Origin of the sequence: Actinoallomurus sp. NBC_01490 (assembly GCF_036227085.1) — a bacterium.
Lineage (GTDB): Bacteria > Actinomycetota > Actinomycetes > Streptosporangiales > Streptosporangiaceae > Actinoallomurus > Actinoallomurus oryzae.
This window is the reverse complement of the sequence record NZ_CP109433.1, coordinates 4,857,800-4,872,609: the sequence shown is the minus strand read 5'-3', so window position 1 is coordinate 4,872,609 and position 14,810 is coordinate 4,857,800. Positions and strand designations below refer to the sequence as shown.

Here is a 14,810-nt window from a genome sequence, read left to right as displayed (position 1 = left end):
CAGGAACGTGAGCAAGGTCTACCCCGGTGGCGTGCGCGCACTCGACGACGTGTCCCTTGAGATCCGCCGGGGTGAGCTGCTGGCGGTCGTCGGACCGTCCGGGTCGGGCAAGTCGACCCTGCTGCACGTGATGGGCACGCTGGACCGGCCGACCAGCGGCGGTCTCGCGGTCGAGGGCATCGACGTGGCGGCCCTGCCGGACCGCAGCCTGTCGGCGTTGCGGGCACGGCGGATCGGCTTCGTGTTCCAGCACTTCCACCTCGCCGGCGGTCTGTCCGCGGCGGAGAACGTGGCCACGGGACTGCTGTACGCGGGGGTGCCCCGGCGGCGGCGAGGCCCGCTGGTCGCCGAGGCGCTGGAACGCGTCGGCCTCGGTCCCCGCGCGGCACACCGCCCGTACGAGCTGTCCGGCGGGGAACGCCAGCGGGTGGCGATCGCCCGCGCGCTGGTCAACGAACCGGCGATCGTCCTGGCGGACGAGCCGACCGGCGCACTCGACACCGCGACCGGCCGTACGATCCTCGGCCTGTTGCAGGACCTCAACCGCGCCGGGACCACCATCGCGGTCATCACCCATGACCGCGACATCGCCGCGGCGCTGCCCCGCCGGGTCGAGATGGTCGACGGCCGGGTCCGCCTGGACTCCGGAACACCACAGGAGGTGTGCGGGTGAGTCGTCCCCCGACCACGCCGGTGCGGATGACGCCGGCGGACCTGCTCGTGCTGGGGCTGTCGGGCTTGCGAACCCGCCCGGTACGCGCCGTGCTGTCCGCGCTGGGGATCGCGATCGGGATCGCGACCATCGTCATGGTGGTGGGGATCCCCGCGTCCGGTCGGCGGGCGCTGGAGGACCGGCTCTCCGCACTCGGCACCAACCTGCTGGTGGTGCAGTCGACATTCGATCAGCGGACCCACGAGCTGCCGCCGGTGCCCGAGCCCGCGGCGCGGATGGTCGCCCGGATCGGGCCGGTCCAGCGCGCGAGCGCGGTCGCGAACACCCACGCCGAGGTGCGCCGCTCCGACCGCATCCCGCCCGAAGACGGCTCCGGGCTGACCGTGCTCGCCGCCGAGACCGGCTTGCTGCCCGCCATCGGCGGACACGTCGCGTCCGGCCGGTACCTGGACGCGACCACCGCCGCGCTGCCGACGGTCGTCCTGGGCGACAAGGCCGCGACGCGGCTCGGGATCACCGAGGTCGTGCCGGGCGGATCCGCGCCGACCGTGTGGATCGGCAGCCGCCGGTTCACCGTCGTCGGCGTGCTCGCGCCGCTCCCGCTCGCGCCGGACGTCGAACGCTCGGTCCTGGTCGGCTGGCCGGCCGCACGCCGATGGCTGGGATTCGACGGCCACCCGACCGAGCTTTTCGTCCGCGCACAGGAAGACCAGATCGAAAGCGTACGGTCGGTGCTCGCCGCGACGGTGTTCCCCGAGAACCCGGCCCGCGTCGAGGTCAGCCGTCCATCCGACGTGTTGGCCGCCAAGCGCATCACCGTCACCGCCTTTTCCGGGCTGTTCCTCGGACTCGCCGGAGTGGCCTTGCTCGTCGGCGGTGTCGGGGTGGCCAACACCATGGTGATCGCGGTACTCGAACGCCGTCCCGAGATCGGGCTGCGACGCGCCCTGGGCAGCACCAGAGGGCAGGTCCGCGGCCAGTTCCTCGTGGAGTCGATGGCTCTCAGCGTCTACGGCGGACTCGCCGGCGCGGCGCTCGGCGCGCTGGGCACCGCGGGCTACGCGGTGGCCCGCGGCTGGCCCGCGGTCATCCCCGCGGGCGCGGTGCTCGGCGGCATCGGCTCCGCACTGGTGATCGGCATGCTCGCCGGCCTCTACCCTGCCACCCGCGCGGCCCGCCTGACCCCGGTCGAAGCCCTCGCCACCGGCTGACCGGCGGAACCCGACCGCGTGACCCGAGTCAGGTCGCAGGTCCGAGCGCCGTACCGTACCGGAAGGTGACCCGGCCGCCGATGCGGTCGAGCACGTCGCGGGGTGCCGCTCAGAGCGCCTTGCGCAGCCACTGCTCCACGCCGGCGATGTGCACCGTCGCCAGGGCGCGTGCGACGTCCGCCTCGCGGGCGGCGAGCGCGTCGAGGATCGCGTGGTGCTCGTCCAGCGTGCGCCTGAGGGCGCCCTCCTGGGTGAGCCCGCGCCAGACCCGCGCCCGGACGGTCGGCCCGCACAGCGTCTCAACCAGGGAGTAGAGCACCGCGTTGCCGGCCGCCTCGGCGATGCGGCGGTGGAACTCCAGGTCGTTCTCGACGAGGTCCTCCACGGAGGAGTCGCCGGTGACGCGGGCGAGGTGGTCGCGCAGCGAGTCCACCGTCTCGAGGCTGATCTTCTGCGCCGCGAGGGCCGTGGCGGCGGGCTCGAGGATGCGGCGGACCTCGAAGAACTCCAGCACGGTCGCGTCGTGGTGCAGGTCGACGATGAAGCTCAGCCCGTCGAGGAGGGCCTTGGGCTCCAGGCTCGTGACGTACGTGCCGTCGCCCTGGCGCACGTCGAGGATGCGCACGAGCGACAGCGCGCGCACGGCCTCGCGCAGAGAATTGCGGGACAACCCCAGCTGGGCGGCCAGGTCGGCCTCTTTCGGCAACCGGTCCCCAGGCCGGAGCTCACCCGAAACGATCATCCCCTTGATCTTCTCGATCGCCTCGTCAGTGATCGGCATGTTCCCCTACCCCAGCTCCCCGGGTCGACCGTCCCGGGCCCGTCCGTCTCTGCCAAGCGTCCCACGCGGCATGCCCGGGCCGCCCCGTAACCCGCCTTGACTCTCCTCCACCGCCGATACCGCGCGCCGTCCCCGCGCATGACCGACGGAGGCCTTATCTCCCAGAATGCGCAGATCGCTTGTGATGACCACGGTTCTTGGTGGAAACTGATCCACCGATAAGCGCGGCATCGGAACAATGCGTCGAGCCGCCTTTTTTCTCACGGTGCACACGGGGTCGAGCACGGACGAGGGTCGGTTTGCTGGGGGACGCGGGAGTCGGCCGGTCGATGAGCCGGGACGAGATCGACCGTACGCTGACACGCCTTAAAGGCGAGCGCGAACGCATCACCCAGGGCCTGCTGGAGCTCGAGGACCACCAGGGCTACCAGATGCTGAAGGGCACCCGGCTGACCGGCGAGACCGAGCGGTCCTGGGCCGGCATCAGCGGCCGGATGGCCACGTTGTGGAAACTGTTCGAGGCCCACGGAAAAGTGCTCGGCGAGGCCGAGGAACTGCGGGCGCGGCACTCCAAGCCCGGTCAGGCCCAGCTCGCCGAGCTGACCCGCCTGCTCACCGGCACCTCCGTCGAGCTGGTGAGCGAGGAGATCCCGCTGGAGGAGCGGACCCTGCTCGGGCCGACCGGCGAGTGGCTGACGCTCGACGGCGTGATCGAGCGGATGACGCCCCTGTACGAGGAGACCGCCGGCCTGGTCGCCGCGGTGAACGAGGTCTGGTCGGCCCTGCTCACCCGCCTGGGCGAGGTGGAGGAGACGGCGCGCGCGGTGGCCGCCCTGCACGGCGCCCTCGGCGTGCGCGAACCGGAGTTCGACGAGCTGTCCGGGCTCCTCGCGGCGGTACGCGAGACCGTACGGTCCGACCCGATGGCGCTCACGTCCGGCGGCCAGGCCGACACCACGCGGATCGACGCGATCGGCACCGACCTCGCGGCCCTGCGCGGCCGGCTGGAGGACGCCCTGCGGATCCGCGACGAGCACGACGCGCGGGCCCGCGGCATCGAGGCCACGATCGGCCTGGTCGAGACGGCCGAGCACGAGGCCGCCGAGGCCAGGGACCAGGTCCTCGCAAAGATCGACTCACCGGCGCTGCCCGACATCCCGGTGACGTCGGTCGCGCTCCGCGACCGGCTCGCCGCCCTGGAGGGGCTGCGCGGCGAGGGCCGGTGGCTCGAGCTGGCGACGCGCGCCGCCGAGGTCGAGCAGGCCGCCGCCACCGCGCTCGACCAGGCGCGCCAGACGACCGCGCTGATCACCGGCGTGCTGGACCGGCGCGACGAACTGCGCGGACGGCTCGACGCGTACAAGGCCAAGGCGGGCCGGCTCGGGCTGGCCGAGGACACCGAGCTCACCGGACTGCACCAGCGGGCGTATGACCTGCTCTGGACCTCACCGTGCGACCTGCGCGGGGCCACGAGGGCGCTGGCGGACTACCAGCGGGCGATCGCATCGCGCGCGGAGGGGACGGCTTGATGATTCGGTGCACCCAGCCGGGATGCACGGGAACGGTCGAGGACGGTTACTGCGTCCAATGCGGTATGGCACCTGGACTCAGCGGCCCGAGCGCGTCGGCCGCGAGCGCCCCGGCGGGCCGCTGCACCCAGCCGGGGTGCGCCGGCACCGTCGAGGACGGCTACTGCACGACCTGCGGCATGGCGCCCGCCCCCGCCGCGAAGCCCGCCGCCCCTGCGCCGGAGGCCCCCGCGCCCGCCGCCGTGCCCGATGGGCGGTGCGGCCGGCCGGGCTGCGACGGCGTGATCGAGGACGGCTACTGCTCCACCTGCGGGTCGCCTCCCGCGTCGCCTCCGGCCACGTCCGGCGGCGCCTCGGGCAGCACGCCGAGCGTCACGACCGGCAGCTCGATCACCGGCAGCATCCGGTCCAGCCGCAGCGTCCGCACCGGCTCCACGCGCTCGCGGTCGTCGGGGCGCGGCATGCTGGGCGCCGGGCTGGTCGAGGTACCCCGCGTCCCCTACCGCGACCCGACCACGGCGATCAAGGAGAATCCCGAGGTCGCCGAGCACAAGCGGTTCTGCAGCGGCTGCGGTGAGCCGGTCGGCCGGGCGCGCGGCGGGCGGCCGGGCCGTACGGAGGGCTTCTGCCCGAACTGCGGCGCCGGCTACTCCTTCACCCCCAAGCTCAAGGCGGGCGACCTGGTCGGCGGGCAGTACGAGGTGCTCGGCTGCCTCGCGCACGGCGGCCTCGGCTGGATCTACCTCGCCCGCGACCGCAACGTCAACGACCGCTGGGTCGTGCTCAAGGGTCTGCTCGACACCGGCGACGCGGACGCGCTCGCGGCCGCCGCCGCCGAGCGCTCCTACCTCGCCGAGGTCGAGCACCCGAACATCGTCAAGATCTACAACTTCGTCCAGCACGGCGGCTCCGGCTACATCGTCATGGAGTACGTCGGCGGCAAGCCGCTCAAGGACGTGCTGCTCGAACGCCGCAAGGCCGGCGATGACGCGCTGCCGCTCGGACAGGCCATCGCGTACGGGCTGGAGCTGCTGCGCGCGCTCGGCTACCTGCACGGCGTCGGCCTGCTCTACTGCGACCTCAAGCCGGACAACGCCATCCAGTCCGATGAGCAGCTCAAGCTCATCGACCTGGGCGGGGTCCGCCGCGTCGACGACATGGACAGCGCGATCTACGGCACGATCGGCTACCAGGCCCCCGAGATCGCCGAGCGGGGCCCCTCGGTCAGCTCCGACCTCTACACCGTCGGCCGTACGCTCGCGGTGCTCAGCTTCCCGTTCAAGAACTTCACCACCACGTACGCCAACCGCCTGCCGGACCGCGCGGAGATCCCGCTGCTCCAGCGGTTCGAGTCCTACGACCGGCTGCTGCGGCGGGCCACCCACACCGAGCCCGAGGCGCGGTTCGCCGACGCGACGGACATGGCCGACCAGCTCACGGGCGTGCTCCGGGAGGTCCTGTCGGCCGAGGACGGGCAGCCGCGCCCCGGCCGCTCCTCGCTGTTCGGCATGGAGCTGCGGGCCGTCGGCACCGAGCTGGCCGGCGACACGGGCTCGGTGCTCGACTCGCCCACGCCGGCGGACGTGGCCGCCGCGCTGCCGACTCCCCTGGTGGACGCGGGCGACCCCTCCGCGGGGTTCCTCGCCGGCCTGACCAGCGCCGAGGCGGAGCAGCTCGTGCCCGCGCTGTCCGCCGCGCCGAACCCCTCGCCGGAGGTGCGCCTGACGCTGGCACGCGTCCGCATCGAGCTCGGCGACATCGCCGAGGCGCACCGGCTGCTGGGCGAGCTGGCCGCCGAGCGGCCCGGCGACTGGCGGATCCCGTGGTACGAGGCGGTGGCCGTGCTGGCCTCCGGGGACGTCGCGCGGGCCGAAGGGCTCTTCGACGAGATGTACTCCCTGCTGCCCGGCGAGGCGCCGCCCAAGCTGGCTCTCGCCTACTGCCGGGCGCACCGCGGCGACCACGCCGGGGCCGCGGACCTGTACGAGCGGGTCTGGCGCACCGACAACGGCTACATCAGCGCCGCGTTCGGGCTGGCACGCGCGCGGCTGGCGGCCGGCGACCGCGCCGCCGCCGTAGCCGTGCTCGACTCGGTGCCGAGCATCTCCAGCCACCACGTCGCCGCGCAGGTCGCGGCGGTGGCGACCGCGATCCGCGGCCGTAACCCGGCCGAGCTGACCGAGCCGGAACTCCTCGGCGCGGGCGGCCGGCTGTCCCCCCTCAAGCTCGACGGCGAGCAGCGCGGCCGGCTCGTGGCCGAGGTCCTGGAGACCGCCCTCACCTGGGCGCACGCCACCGGTGACGCGCCCCGCAACGGAACACTTTTCGATGCGTCTCTGACCGAACGCGCCCTGCGCGGCCGGCTGGAGGAGACCTACCGCGCGCTGGCCCGCCTCGCCGACACCCCGGCCGAACGCCACGACCTCGTCGTCCGCGCCAACGCCGCGCGCCCGAGGACGCTGATCTGATGGCCGCGACGACCGAAGAGCGCGCCTGCCCGATCTGCGATCTGCCGGTGTACCCGGATGAGGACTACTGCGAGGCGTGCGGCCACCGCCTCGACGCGCCCGTGCCCCGCTGCCCGGGGTGCGGCGGCACCACGATCAGCGACGGCTACTGCGAGCAGTGCGGGCTGCGCCAGCCCGACGGCACCGATCACATCGAGCTGGAGGTCACCGGGGCGGCGGGCGTGAGCGACCGCGGCCTGCGGCACAGCCGCAACGAGGACGCGATGGCGCTGGCCGTGACCGCCGACGGCGTGGCCGGCGTCGTGTGCGACGGCGTCTCCTCCTCCACGCGCCCCGAGGACGCCTCGCGTGTCGCCGCCGACACCGGGGCCGCCGCGCTCGCCGAGCTGCGCGCGGCCGGGCAGGACGCCGAGTCCGCCACCCGTACGGCCGCCGCGCGGGCCGCCGAGGCCGTGGCCGCCCTGGTCGGCGGGGACGGGGACGACACCCAGCCGACCGAGCCCCCGTCGTGCACCTACGTCTCGGCGCTGGTGCACGGCGACGCGGTGACGATCGGCTGGATCGGCGACAGCCGCGCCTACTGGCTGCCCGCAAGCGGCGAGGGCGCGCAGCTGACCGAGGACGACTCGTGGGCGGGCCAGATGGTCGCCTCCGGGGCGCTCACCGAGGAGGAGGCCGAACGGCACCCGAACGCGCACGTGATCACCGCGTGGCTCGGTGCGGACGCCATCGACGCGGAACCCCACGTACGCACCCTCACCCCGGACACCCCGGGAGTGATCCTCGTGTGCAGCGACGGGCTGTGGAACTACTACCCCGAGCCCGCCCGGCTCGCCGAGGCCGCCCCTGCCGCCGCGTCGGAGCCCCTGGAGGCGGCGCGGACGCTGACCAGACTGGCGAACGAGGCGGGCGGACGCGACAACATCACCGTCGTCGTCATCCCCTTCCGGCCGCAGACGCCGCCTTCCGCACAACCGACCCAGGAGCCGGCCCGATGAGCGCTCGGGTCACTCCTCCGACGAAGGAAGTCGCATGACGGGCAACCCCGATTTCACTCTCACGGTCGACCAGAACAAGTACCTCCCCGAAGGGGGCCAGGAGGTACACGCGATCGTGACGGTCGAGGCGAGCGGCGTACCCGCCGCCGGCGCCGTACGGTCGACCTCCGCGGCCGAGGTGATCATCATCGACACCTCCGGTTCGATGGACTACCCGCGCACCAAGATGTCGGCGGCGATCCGGGCCGCGCAGACCGCGGTGGACTCGCTCCGCGACGGGGTCGCCTTCGCGGTCGTGTCCGGTTCGGCGCGGGCGCGGATGGTCTACCCGGCCGGCGAGCAGCTCGTCCCCGCGAACCCGCAGACCCGGCAGGAGGCCAAGGCGGCGCTGGAGCGCGTGCGGCCGGCCGGCGGCACCGCGATCGGCGCGTGGCTGGGCCTGGCCGACCGGCTGTTCGCCGCCCACCAGGAGGGCATCCGGCACGCCATCCTCCTCACCGACGGCAAGAACCAGCACGAGAGCCCCGAGCAGCTCGACGCCGTCCTCCAGTCCTGCGCCGGCCACTTCGTGTGCGACTGCCGCGGTGTCGGCACGGACTGGGAGGTCGCCGAGCTGCGCAAGGTGGCCTCGACCATGCTCGGCAGCGTCGACATCGTCGCCAGCCCGAACGACCTGGTCGCCGACTTCCGCGCGATGACCGAGGCGGCCATGGGCAAGGCGGTCGCCGACGTGGCCCTGCGGGTCTGGACGCCGCAGGCCGCGCGGCTGCGGTTCGTCAAACAGGTGACGCCGAGCGTCGAGGACCTCACCGGCAAGCGGGTCGAGGCCGGGCCCCGCGCCGGCGACTACCCGATCGGCGCGTGGGGCGCGGAGAGCCGCGACTACCACATCTGCGTCGAGGTGCCCCCCGGCACGATCGGCCAGGAGCTGCGCGCCGCCTGGGTCAAGCTGGTGCTGCCCGGCACGGGCGGCGGCGAGGAGCAGGTGCTCGCCACCGGCAACGTCCTGGCGGAGTGGACCGACGATGAGGCCCAGTCGACCCGCATCAACCCGAAGGTCGCCCACTTCACCGGCCAGGCCGAGCTCGCCGAGGCCATCCAGGAGGGACTGGCGGCCCGCAAGAGCGGCGACGTCGACACCGCGACCGCCCGCCTCGGCCGCGCGGTCAAGCTCGCCCACGAGTCGGGCAACGAGGCGATCGCCGGCCTGCTGGACAAGGTCGTCGACGTCGAGGACCAGGCGACCGGCACCGTACGGCTGAAGAAGAACGTCGACAAGGCCGACGAGATGTCCCTGGACACCCGGTCGAGCAAGACCGTACGGACGCGCAAGGGCGGAGCCTGATCCATGCCGACCTGTCCGGCCGGACACTCATCCGGCGCCGACGACTACTGCGACGTCTGCGGCACCCGCATGACGGGGCCCACGGTGTCCTCGATCCTCACGGCACCCGGCAGCGAGGCCGGGAACGGGGCCGCCACGGCCGCTCCCCCGGCGGCGGGGTCGGGCGAGGCCTGCCCGGACTGCGCGACACCGCGTACGGGCCGGTTCTGTGAGGGCTGCGGGTACGACTTCGCGGTCGGGGCCGGACGCTCGGGCGCGACGGGCCCGGTGCGAACCGGCCCCGCGCCCGCCTCGGAGTCCTCGGTCCCCTCAGTGCCGTCGGTGCCTTCGGTGCCTTCAGCGGCCTCGGCACCGTCGGTGCCGTCGGAGGAGCCGGCGACCGGCCGGTGGGGCACGAGCGGGTCCGGTGCGACGAAGCCGGCCGCGTGGACGGCGATCGTCAACGCCGACCGCGACTACTACGAGACGGTGCTGCGGCAGAACGAGGCGAACAGCGCCTTCACCTTCCCGCCGTACTGTCCCGAGCGCCGGATCCCGCTGGACCGGCCGCAGGTACGCATCGGACGGCGGAGCGTCTCCCAGGGCACCGTCCCGGAGATCAATCTGAGCGAGCCGCCGGAGGATCCGGGAGCGTCGCACACGCACGCGGTCCTGCTCTCCCGGCCGGACGGCACGGTGAGCCTCGTCGACCCGGGCTCCACCAACGGCACGACCGTCAACGGCTCGGAAGAGCCGATCCCCGTCAACGTCGAGGTGCCGATGCGCGACGGCGACCGCATCCACATCGGCGTCTGGACGACCATCACGCTGCGGAAGGGCTGAGGCCGGTGACCATGACAGAAGCTCCGCCGTCCCGGCCACCGGCGCGCCTGGCCGGCGTGGCACGGGTCGTACGGCTCAGGACGCTGCCCGGGCGGATCCGGGGGCTCGCGCTCCTGGCCGTGCTGGCCGTCGCCGCGGTGTTCACGGTGGCGGCACTCGCCGTGCAGGACGCCCGCGACGGCCTCAAGATCATCGGCCACGACGCCGGCCCCCAGGTGGTCGCCACCGGGGACCTCTACTACGCACTCAGCGACATGGACGCCCAGCTCGCCGCCGTTCTCCTGATGGGCCGCGAGGACCTCGGCTCGGGCCGGGCGAAGGCCCTGCAGGTGTACGACCAGCGGCGCTCCGAGGCGCACCGCGCCCTGCTGCAGGGCTCCAACCTGGCGAGCGGCGACAGCGCCGAGCAGCAGACCGCGCGCTCGATCCTCGACGCGCTGGGCCGGTACGAGCAGCTCGCCGGCCAGGCGCAGCAACTCGACCAGCAGCAGCCTCACGCCGCCGGAGCGCCGAGCGACCAGGTCCGCAAGCTGTACCGGCAGGCCACCGACCTGATGAAGCTCGACGTGCTGCCCAAGGCGTACAACCTCACGCTCGACAACGGCACGACGGTGCGGCGCACGTACGAGTCCAAGCACACGGCGGTCCTGGACGGGATCGCGTGGGTGGTGGTCACCGGCCTGGTGCTCATCGCGATCCTCGTCGGGCTCCAGGTGTACCTGACCCGTCGTTTCCGCCGGCTCATCAACCCGGTGCTCGCGCTGGCGACGCTGGCCTCGGTGGTGCTCGTCGCGGCCACGGTCGGCCTGCTCGCGAGCGAGGCGCGCCACCTGAGCAAGGCCAAGAACGACGGCTTCGACTCGGTGCTGTCGCTGTCGCGGGCCCGCGCGATCAGCAACAACGCCGACGCCGACGAGACGAGGTACCTGCTCGACCCCGACCAGGCCGACACGTACGAACAGGTCTACCTGGACAAGTCGCAGGAGATCCTCTCGGTCACGGCCGGCAACCTCCAGCAGTACTACCAGCAGGTCGACGCGCGGATCGCGGCCCACAGCGGGTTCACGGGCTTCCTCGGCCTGGAGTCGCAGCACGTCACGCTGCCGGGCCAGCGCGCCGCCGTCGACCGGACGCTTCAGGGGTACGAGACGGTCCAGCACGACGACTCCCAGCTGCGTACGCTGGCCACTACCGCCGGACGACGCCACGACGCGATCGTCCTGCGCATGGGCACGGCCTCGCGTGACTTCGCCGCGTACGACCAGTCGCTCGTGTCGCTCACCGCGATCCACCAGAAGGCGTTCAAGAGCGCCATCCGCGACGGCGACCACGGCCTGAGCGGCTGGAGCGTCGGCCTGCCCGTCGCCGCGGTCGTCATCGCGATCCTCGTCCTGGTCGGCGTGCGTCCGCGGCTGTCCGAGTTCCGGTAAGGGGAGCGAGTCATGCGAGTAGCTCTGAATCGGATCGGCGCCGCGCTGGCGCTGCTCCTCACCGTGGCCGGGTGCGGCACCGGCGGTGGCACGTCCGTCGCGGACAAGAACACCCTGGTGATCGGTGTCTCGAAGGACCAGCCGGGTCTGGGCCTGCTCCAGTCCGACGGCACGTACCAGGGCTTCGACATCGACGTGGCGCGCTACATCGCCGCGCACATGGAGAAGAAGAAGCCGAAGAAGGTCGACTTCAAGGTCGTGCAGTACGACAAGCGGGAGAGCTGGATCCAGTCCGGCAAGGTCGACCTCGTCATCTCCAGTTACTCGATCACACCCGAGCGGAAGACGAAGGTCGCCTTCGCCGGGCCGTACTACGTCGCTCACCAGGACACGCTGGTCCGCGCGAGCGACACCGGGATCAAGGACGTCCGCAACCTGGCCGGCCGGCGCCTGTGCGCGGTCACCGGGTCGGTGTCCTGGCAGCGGGTCACGGTCGAGCGCGGCGTGCCGGCCCGCGTGGTGAAGGCCCCGACGTACGGCGACTGCATGACCAAGCTCATCGACAACAGTCTCGACGCCATCTCGACCGACGACCTGATCCTCGCCGGATTCGCCGCCCAGAAGGGCCGGTCGGTGCGTTTCGTCAACGCGCCCATCTCCGACGAGCGGTACGGCGTCGGCATCAAGCAGGACGACATCACGGGCTGCGAGGACATCAACAAGGCGATCACCGGGATGTACCTGGACGGGACGGCGGCCCAGCTCCTGCGCAAGTGGTTCGGCGCGACGGGCCTGCACCTGACGACCACGGTGCCGCAGTTCGAGGGCTGCGGCTGATCACCCGAGGAGAGGCGCGGCTGCTCACCTGACGGATCCGGGCGGCGCTCGCGTCGGGCGGATCGCCGGCGAACCAGGAGGAGGCGCCGCCGAGCGGTACCGATCGACCGCTCGGTCCGGGCCGACCACTCCTCATCGCCGCTACTTTGTGCAATCATCCGACTACAGAGCGACAGGCGGCCGATCGTTTACCGCTTCACTCCCGGAGGATGAGGTGCATCTGACCCCGCACGAGCAGGAACGGCTGATGATCTACATGGCCGCGGAGGTGGCCGAGAAACGCCGGGCGCGAGGGCTGCGGCTGAACTATCCCGAGGCGATGGCGCTGTTGACCGCGCACGTGCTGGAAGGGGCCAGGGACGGCAAGACGGTCAGGGAACTCATGACGTCCGGATGCGGCGTGCTCACCCGGGAGGAGGTGATGGACGGCGTGCCGGACATGATCGAGACGGTTCAGGTCGAGGCTACGTTCCCTGACGGCACGAAGCTGGTCACGATCAGCGGCCCCATCCCGAACGAGGGTGATGCGGGACGTCCTGGACAGATCGAGCATCCCGATTCCGCCGACCCGGTGGAGGTGAACGAGGGCCTGCCGGTGACGTGGGTGCAGGTCCGCAACGTAGGAGACCGCGCCGTCCAGGTCGGCTCCCACTACCACTTCTATGAGGTCAATCCCGCACTGGAGATCAGGCCGGTGCCCACGTCCGGCCCACCTGATCGCGAGTGCGCCTATGGCATGCGGCTCAACATCCCGGCAGGGAAATCCCGGCGGTTCGAGCCGAACGACGAGGAAGAGGTCGATCTGGTCCCCCTGCAGGGAGATCGGGTGGTCTGGGGCCTGCGCGGCCAGATCGGAGGGGCGCTGCGATGACGATGGCCCGCGAAACGCGTTCAAGGCTGGAGCGCGCCGACTACGCCGCGCTGTACGGCCCGACCGTCGGCGACCGCGTCCGGCTGGCCGACACCGATCTGTGGATCGAGGTCACCCAGGATTGGGCGGGCGGCCCGGGCCACAGCGGTGACGAGATGGTGTTCGGTGGCGGCAAAGTGATCCGCGAGTCGATGGGCCAGTCCTGCGTGAGGCGCGTGGACGGAGCCGCCGACACCGTGATCACGGGAGTGGTGATCCTGGATCACTGGGGTGTGGTCAAGGCGGACGTCGCGCTGCGCGATGGCCGCATCCACGCGGTGGGCCGGGCCTACAACCCCGACACGATGAACAGGCGCCACGGCGTCGATGTGACGGGCGTTCTCACCGGCTCGCCCAAGCCGGTCGACATCGTCGTCGGGCCGGAGACCGAGATCATCTCCGGCAACGGCAAGATCCTCACCGCGGGCGGCGTGGACACCCATGTCCACTTCATCTGCCCCGAACAGATCGATGAGGCGCTCGCCTCGGGCGTGACCACGTTGATCGGCGGGGGCGTGGGGCCGGCGGAGGGCAGCAAGGCCACCACCGTCAGCCCCGGCGCCTGGCACATCACCACGTTGTTGCAGGCCCTGGACGGCAGCCCGGTGAACATCGGGTTGCTCGGCCAGGGTGCCACGATGTCGCGTGGCGCTATGCGCGACCAGCTGGACGCAGGCGTCATCGGGTTCAAGATTCATGAGGACTGGGGCGCCACTCCGGCCGTGCTCAACGCCTGCTTGGAGGTGTGCGAGGAGTCGGGGGTCCAGCTGGCCATCCACGCGGACACCCTCAATGAGGCGGGGTACCTGCAGGACACCGTGGACGCCATTCGTGGCCGGTGCATCCACGCCTTCCATGTCGAGGGCGCCGGCGGCGGTCATGCCCCCGACATGATCCGGCTGGCCTCCTATCCCAACGTGCTGCCCGCCTCCACCAACCCCACCCGGCCGCTGACGATCAACACCGTGCCCGAGCATCTCGACATGGTGATCGTCTGCCACCATCTCAACCGGGAGGACGAGGAGGATCTGGCCTTCGCCGATTCACGCATCCGGCCCTCCACCATGGCCGCCGAGGACATCCTGCACGACATGGGTGCCATCGCGATGATGTCCTCCGATGCTCAGGCCATGGGGCGCATCGGTGAGATGATCCTGCGGACCTGGCAAACCGCTCACGTGATGAAACGCGAACGCGGCAGCCTCGACGGCGACGGTCCCGCCGACAACCTGCGCGCCCGCCGATACGTCGCCAAGTACACGATCAATCCGGCCATCGCGCACGGTATCGGCCACGTGGTCGGCGCCGTCCAGCCCGGTCTGCTGGCCGACCTGGTCTTGTGGGAGCCGAAGTTCTTCGGGGTCAAACCACACATGGTGATCAAGGGAGGTCAGATCGCCTACGCGCAGATCGGCGACGCCAACGCGTCCATTCCCACCCCTCAGCCGATCCTGCCCCGCCGCATGTTCGGCGCCCTGGGGCACGCGCCGGGCGGTAACGCGGTCAACTTCGTCTCCCCCCGGTTCACCGGACTGTCCGGCCTGCGCAAGGCGTTCGTGGCCATCACCGACACCCGCGGGCTGTCCAAGGCCGACATGCGCGAGAACGACGCCGTCCCCGTCATCGACATCGATCCGGACACCTTCACCGTGACCATTCCCGGCAGCGGCGGCGCCTGCCAGCCCGACGGTGAGGCCGAAGACGTGGCGACATCGGTCGAGCAGGAGACGGTCGAGCCGCGGTACCGCACCGAACTGCCGATGGCCCAGCGCTACTTCCTGTTCTAGAAGGCCGCCGGTCAGGAGC

General features: G+C 71.9%; 12 protein-coding genes. 11 read left to right on the top strand and 1 reads right to left on the bottom strand.

Annotation, left to right across the window (positions count from 1 at the left end):
* Positions 1-7 precede the first annotated feature (7 nt).
* On the top strand, positions 8-673 hold the full coding sequence (locus OG417_RS23015) for an ABC transporter ATP-binding protein (RefSeq protein ID WP_442875714.1): 666 nt from the start codon (positions 8-10) through the stop codon (positions 671-673).
* Positions 670-1,884 (top strand): ABC transporter permease, encoded by a 1,215-nt coding sequence (locus tag OG417_RS23010; RefSeq protein WP_329259684.1) that lies wholly within the window; start codon positions 670-672, stop codon positions 1,882-1,884. The genes OG417_RS23015 and OG417_RS23010 overlap by 4 nt, the downstream gene beginning before the upstream one ends.
* Before the next feature lie 109 nt (positions 1,885-1,993).
* Here the strand turns inward: OG417_RS23010 and OG417_RS23005 are convergent, their stop codons facing one another.
* Complete coding sequence (locus tag OG417_RS23005) at positions 1,994-2,665, bottom strand: FadR/GntR family transcriptional regulator (protein ID WP_329259681.1); 672 nt, start codon at positions 2,663-2,665, stop codon at positions 1,994-1,996.
* A gap of 329 nt (positions 2,666-2,994) precedes the next feature.
* Here OG417_RS23005 and OG417_RS23000 point away from each other — a divergent pair, with 329 nt between their 5' ends.
* The 9 genes from OG417_RS23000 (at position 2,995) to OG417_RS22960 (ending at position 14,791) form a co-directional block, all read left to right on the top strand.
* On the top strand, positions 2,995-4,194 hold the full coding sequence (locus tag OG417_RS23000; protein WP_329259678.1) for a hypothetical protein: 1,200 nt from the start codon (positions 2,995-2,997) through the stop codon (positions 4,192-4,194).
* A 65-nt stretch (positions 4,195-4,259) separates the two neighbouring features.
* Positions 4,260-6,662 (top strand): serine/threonine-protein kinase, encoded by a 2,403-nt coding sequence (locus OG417_RS22995; protein WP_329259675.1) that lies wholly within the window; start codon positions 4,260-4,262, stop codon positions 6,660-6,662.
* On the top strand, positions 6,662-7,660 hold the full coding sequence (locus OG417_RS22990; RefSeq protein WP_329259672.1) for a PP2C family serine/threonine-protein phosphatase: 999 nt from the start codon (positions 6,662-6,664) through the stop codon (positions 7,658-7,660). The genes OG417_RS22995 and OG417_RS22990 overlap by 1 nt, the downstream gene beginning before the upstream one ends.
* 34 nt (positions 7,661-7,694) lie before the next feature.
* Positions 7,695-9,005 (top strand): vWA domain-containing protein, encoded by a 1,311-nt coding sequence (locus tag OG417_RS22985; protein WP_329259669.1) that lies wholly within the window; start codon positions 7,695-7,697, stop codon positions 9,003-9,005.
* A gap of 3 nt (positions 9,006-9,008) precedes the next feature.
* Entirely contained in the window at positions 9,009-9,827 is an 819-nt protein-coding gene (locus OG417_RS22980) for an FHA domain-containing protein (RefSeq protein ID WP_329259666.1), read from the top strand.
* Positions 9,828-9,838: 11 nt separating this feature from the next.
* Entirely contained in the window at positions 9,839-11,257 is a 1,419-nt protein-coding gene (locus OG417_RS22975; RefSeq protein ID WP_329259663.1) for a hypothetical protein, read from the top strand.
* 12 nt (positions 11,258-11,269) lie between these two features.
* Entirely contained in the window at positions 11,270-12,094 is an 825-nt protein-coding gene (locus tag OG417_RS22970; RefSeq protein WP_329259660.1) for a transporter substrate-binding domain-containing protein, read from the top strand.
* Positions 12,095-12,308: 214 nt separating this feature from the next.
* A complete protein-coding gene (locus OG417_RS22965) occupies positions 12,309-12,965 on the top strand; it encodes an urease subunit gamma (RefSeq protein ID WP_329259657.1) in 657 nt (218 codons plus the stop codon).
* The gene (locus OG417_RS22960) at positions 12,962-14,791 is read left to right on the top strand and encodes an urease subunit alpha (RefSeq protein ID WP_329259654.1); all 1,830 of its coding nucleotides are present in this window, start codon (positions 12,962-12,964) and stop codon (positions 14,789-14,791) included. Before OG417_RS22965 ends, OG417_RS22960 begins: the two co-directional genes overlap by 4 nt.
* Positions 14,792-14,810: the final 19 nt, after the last annotated feature.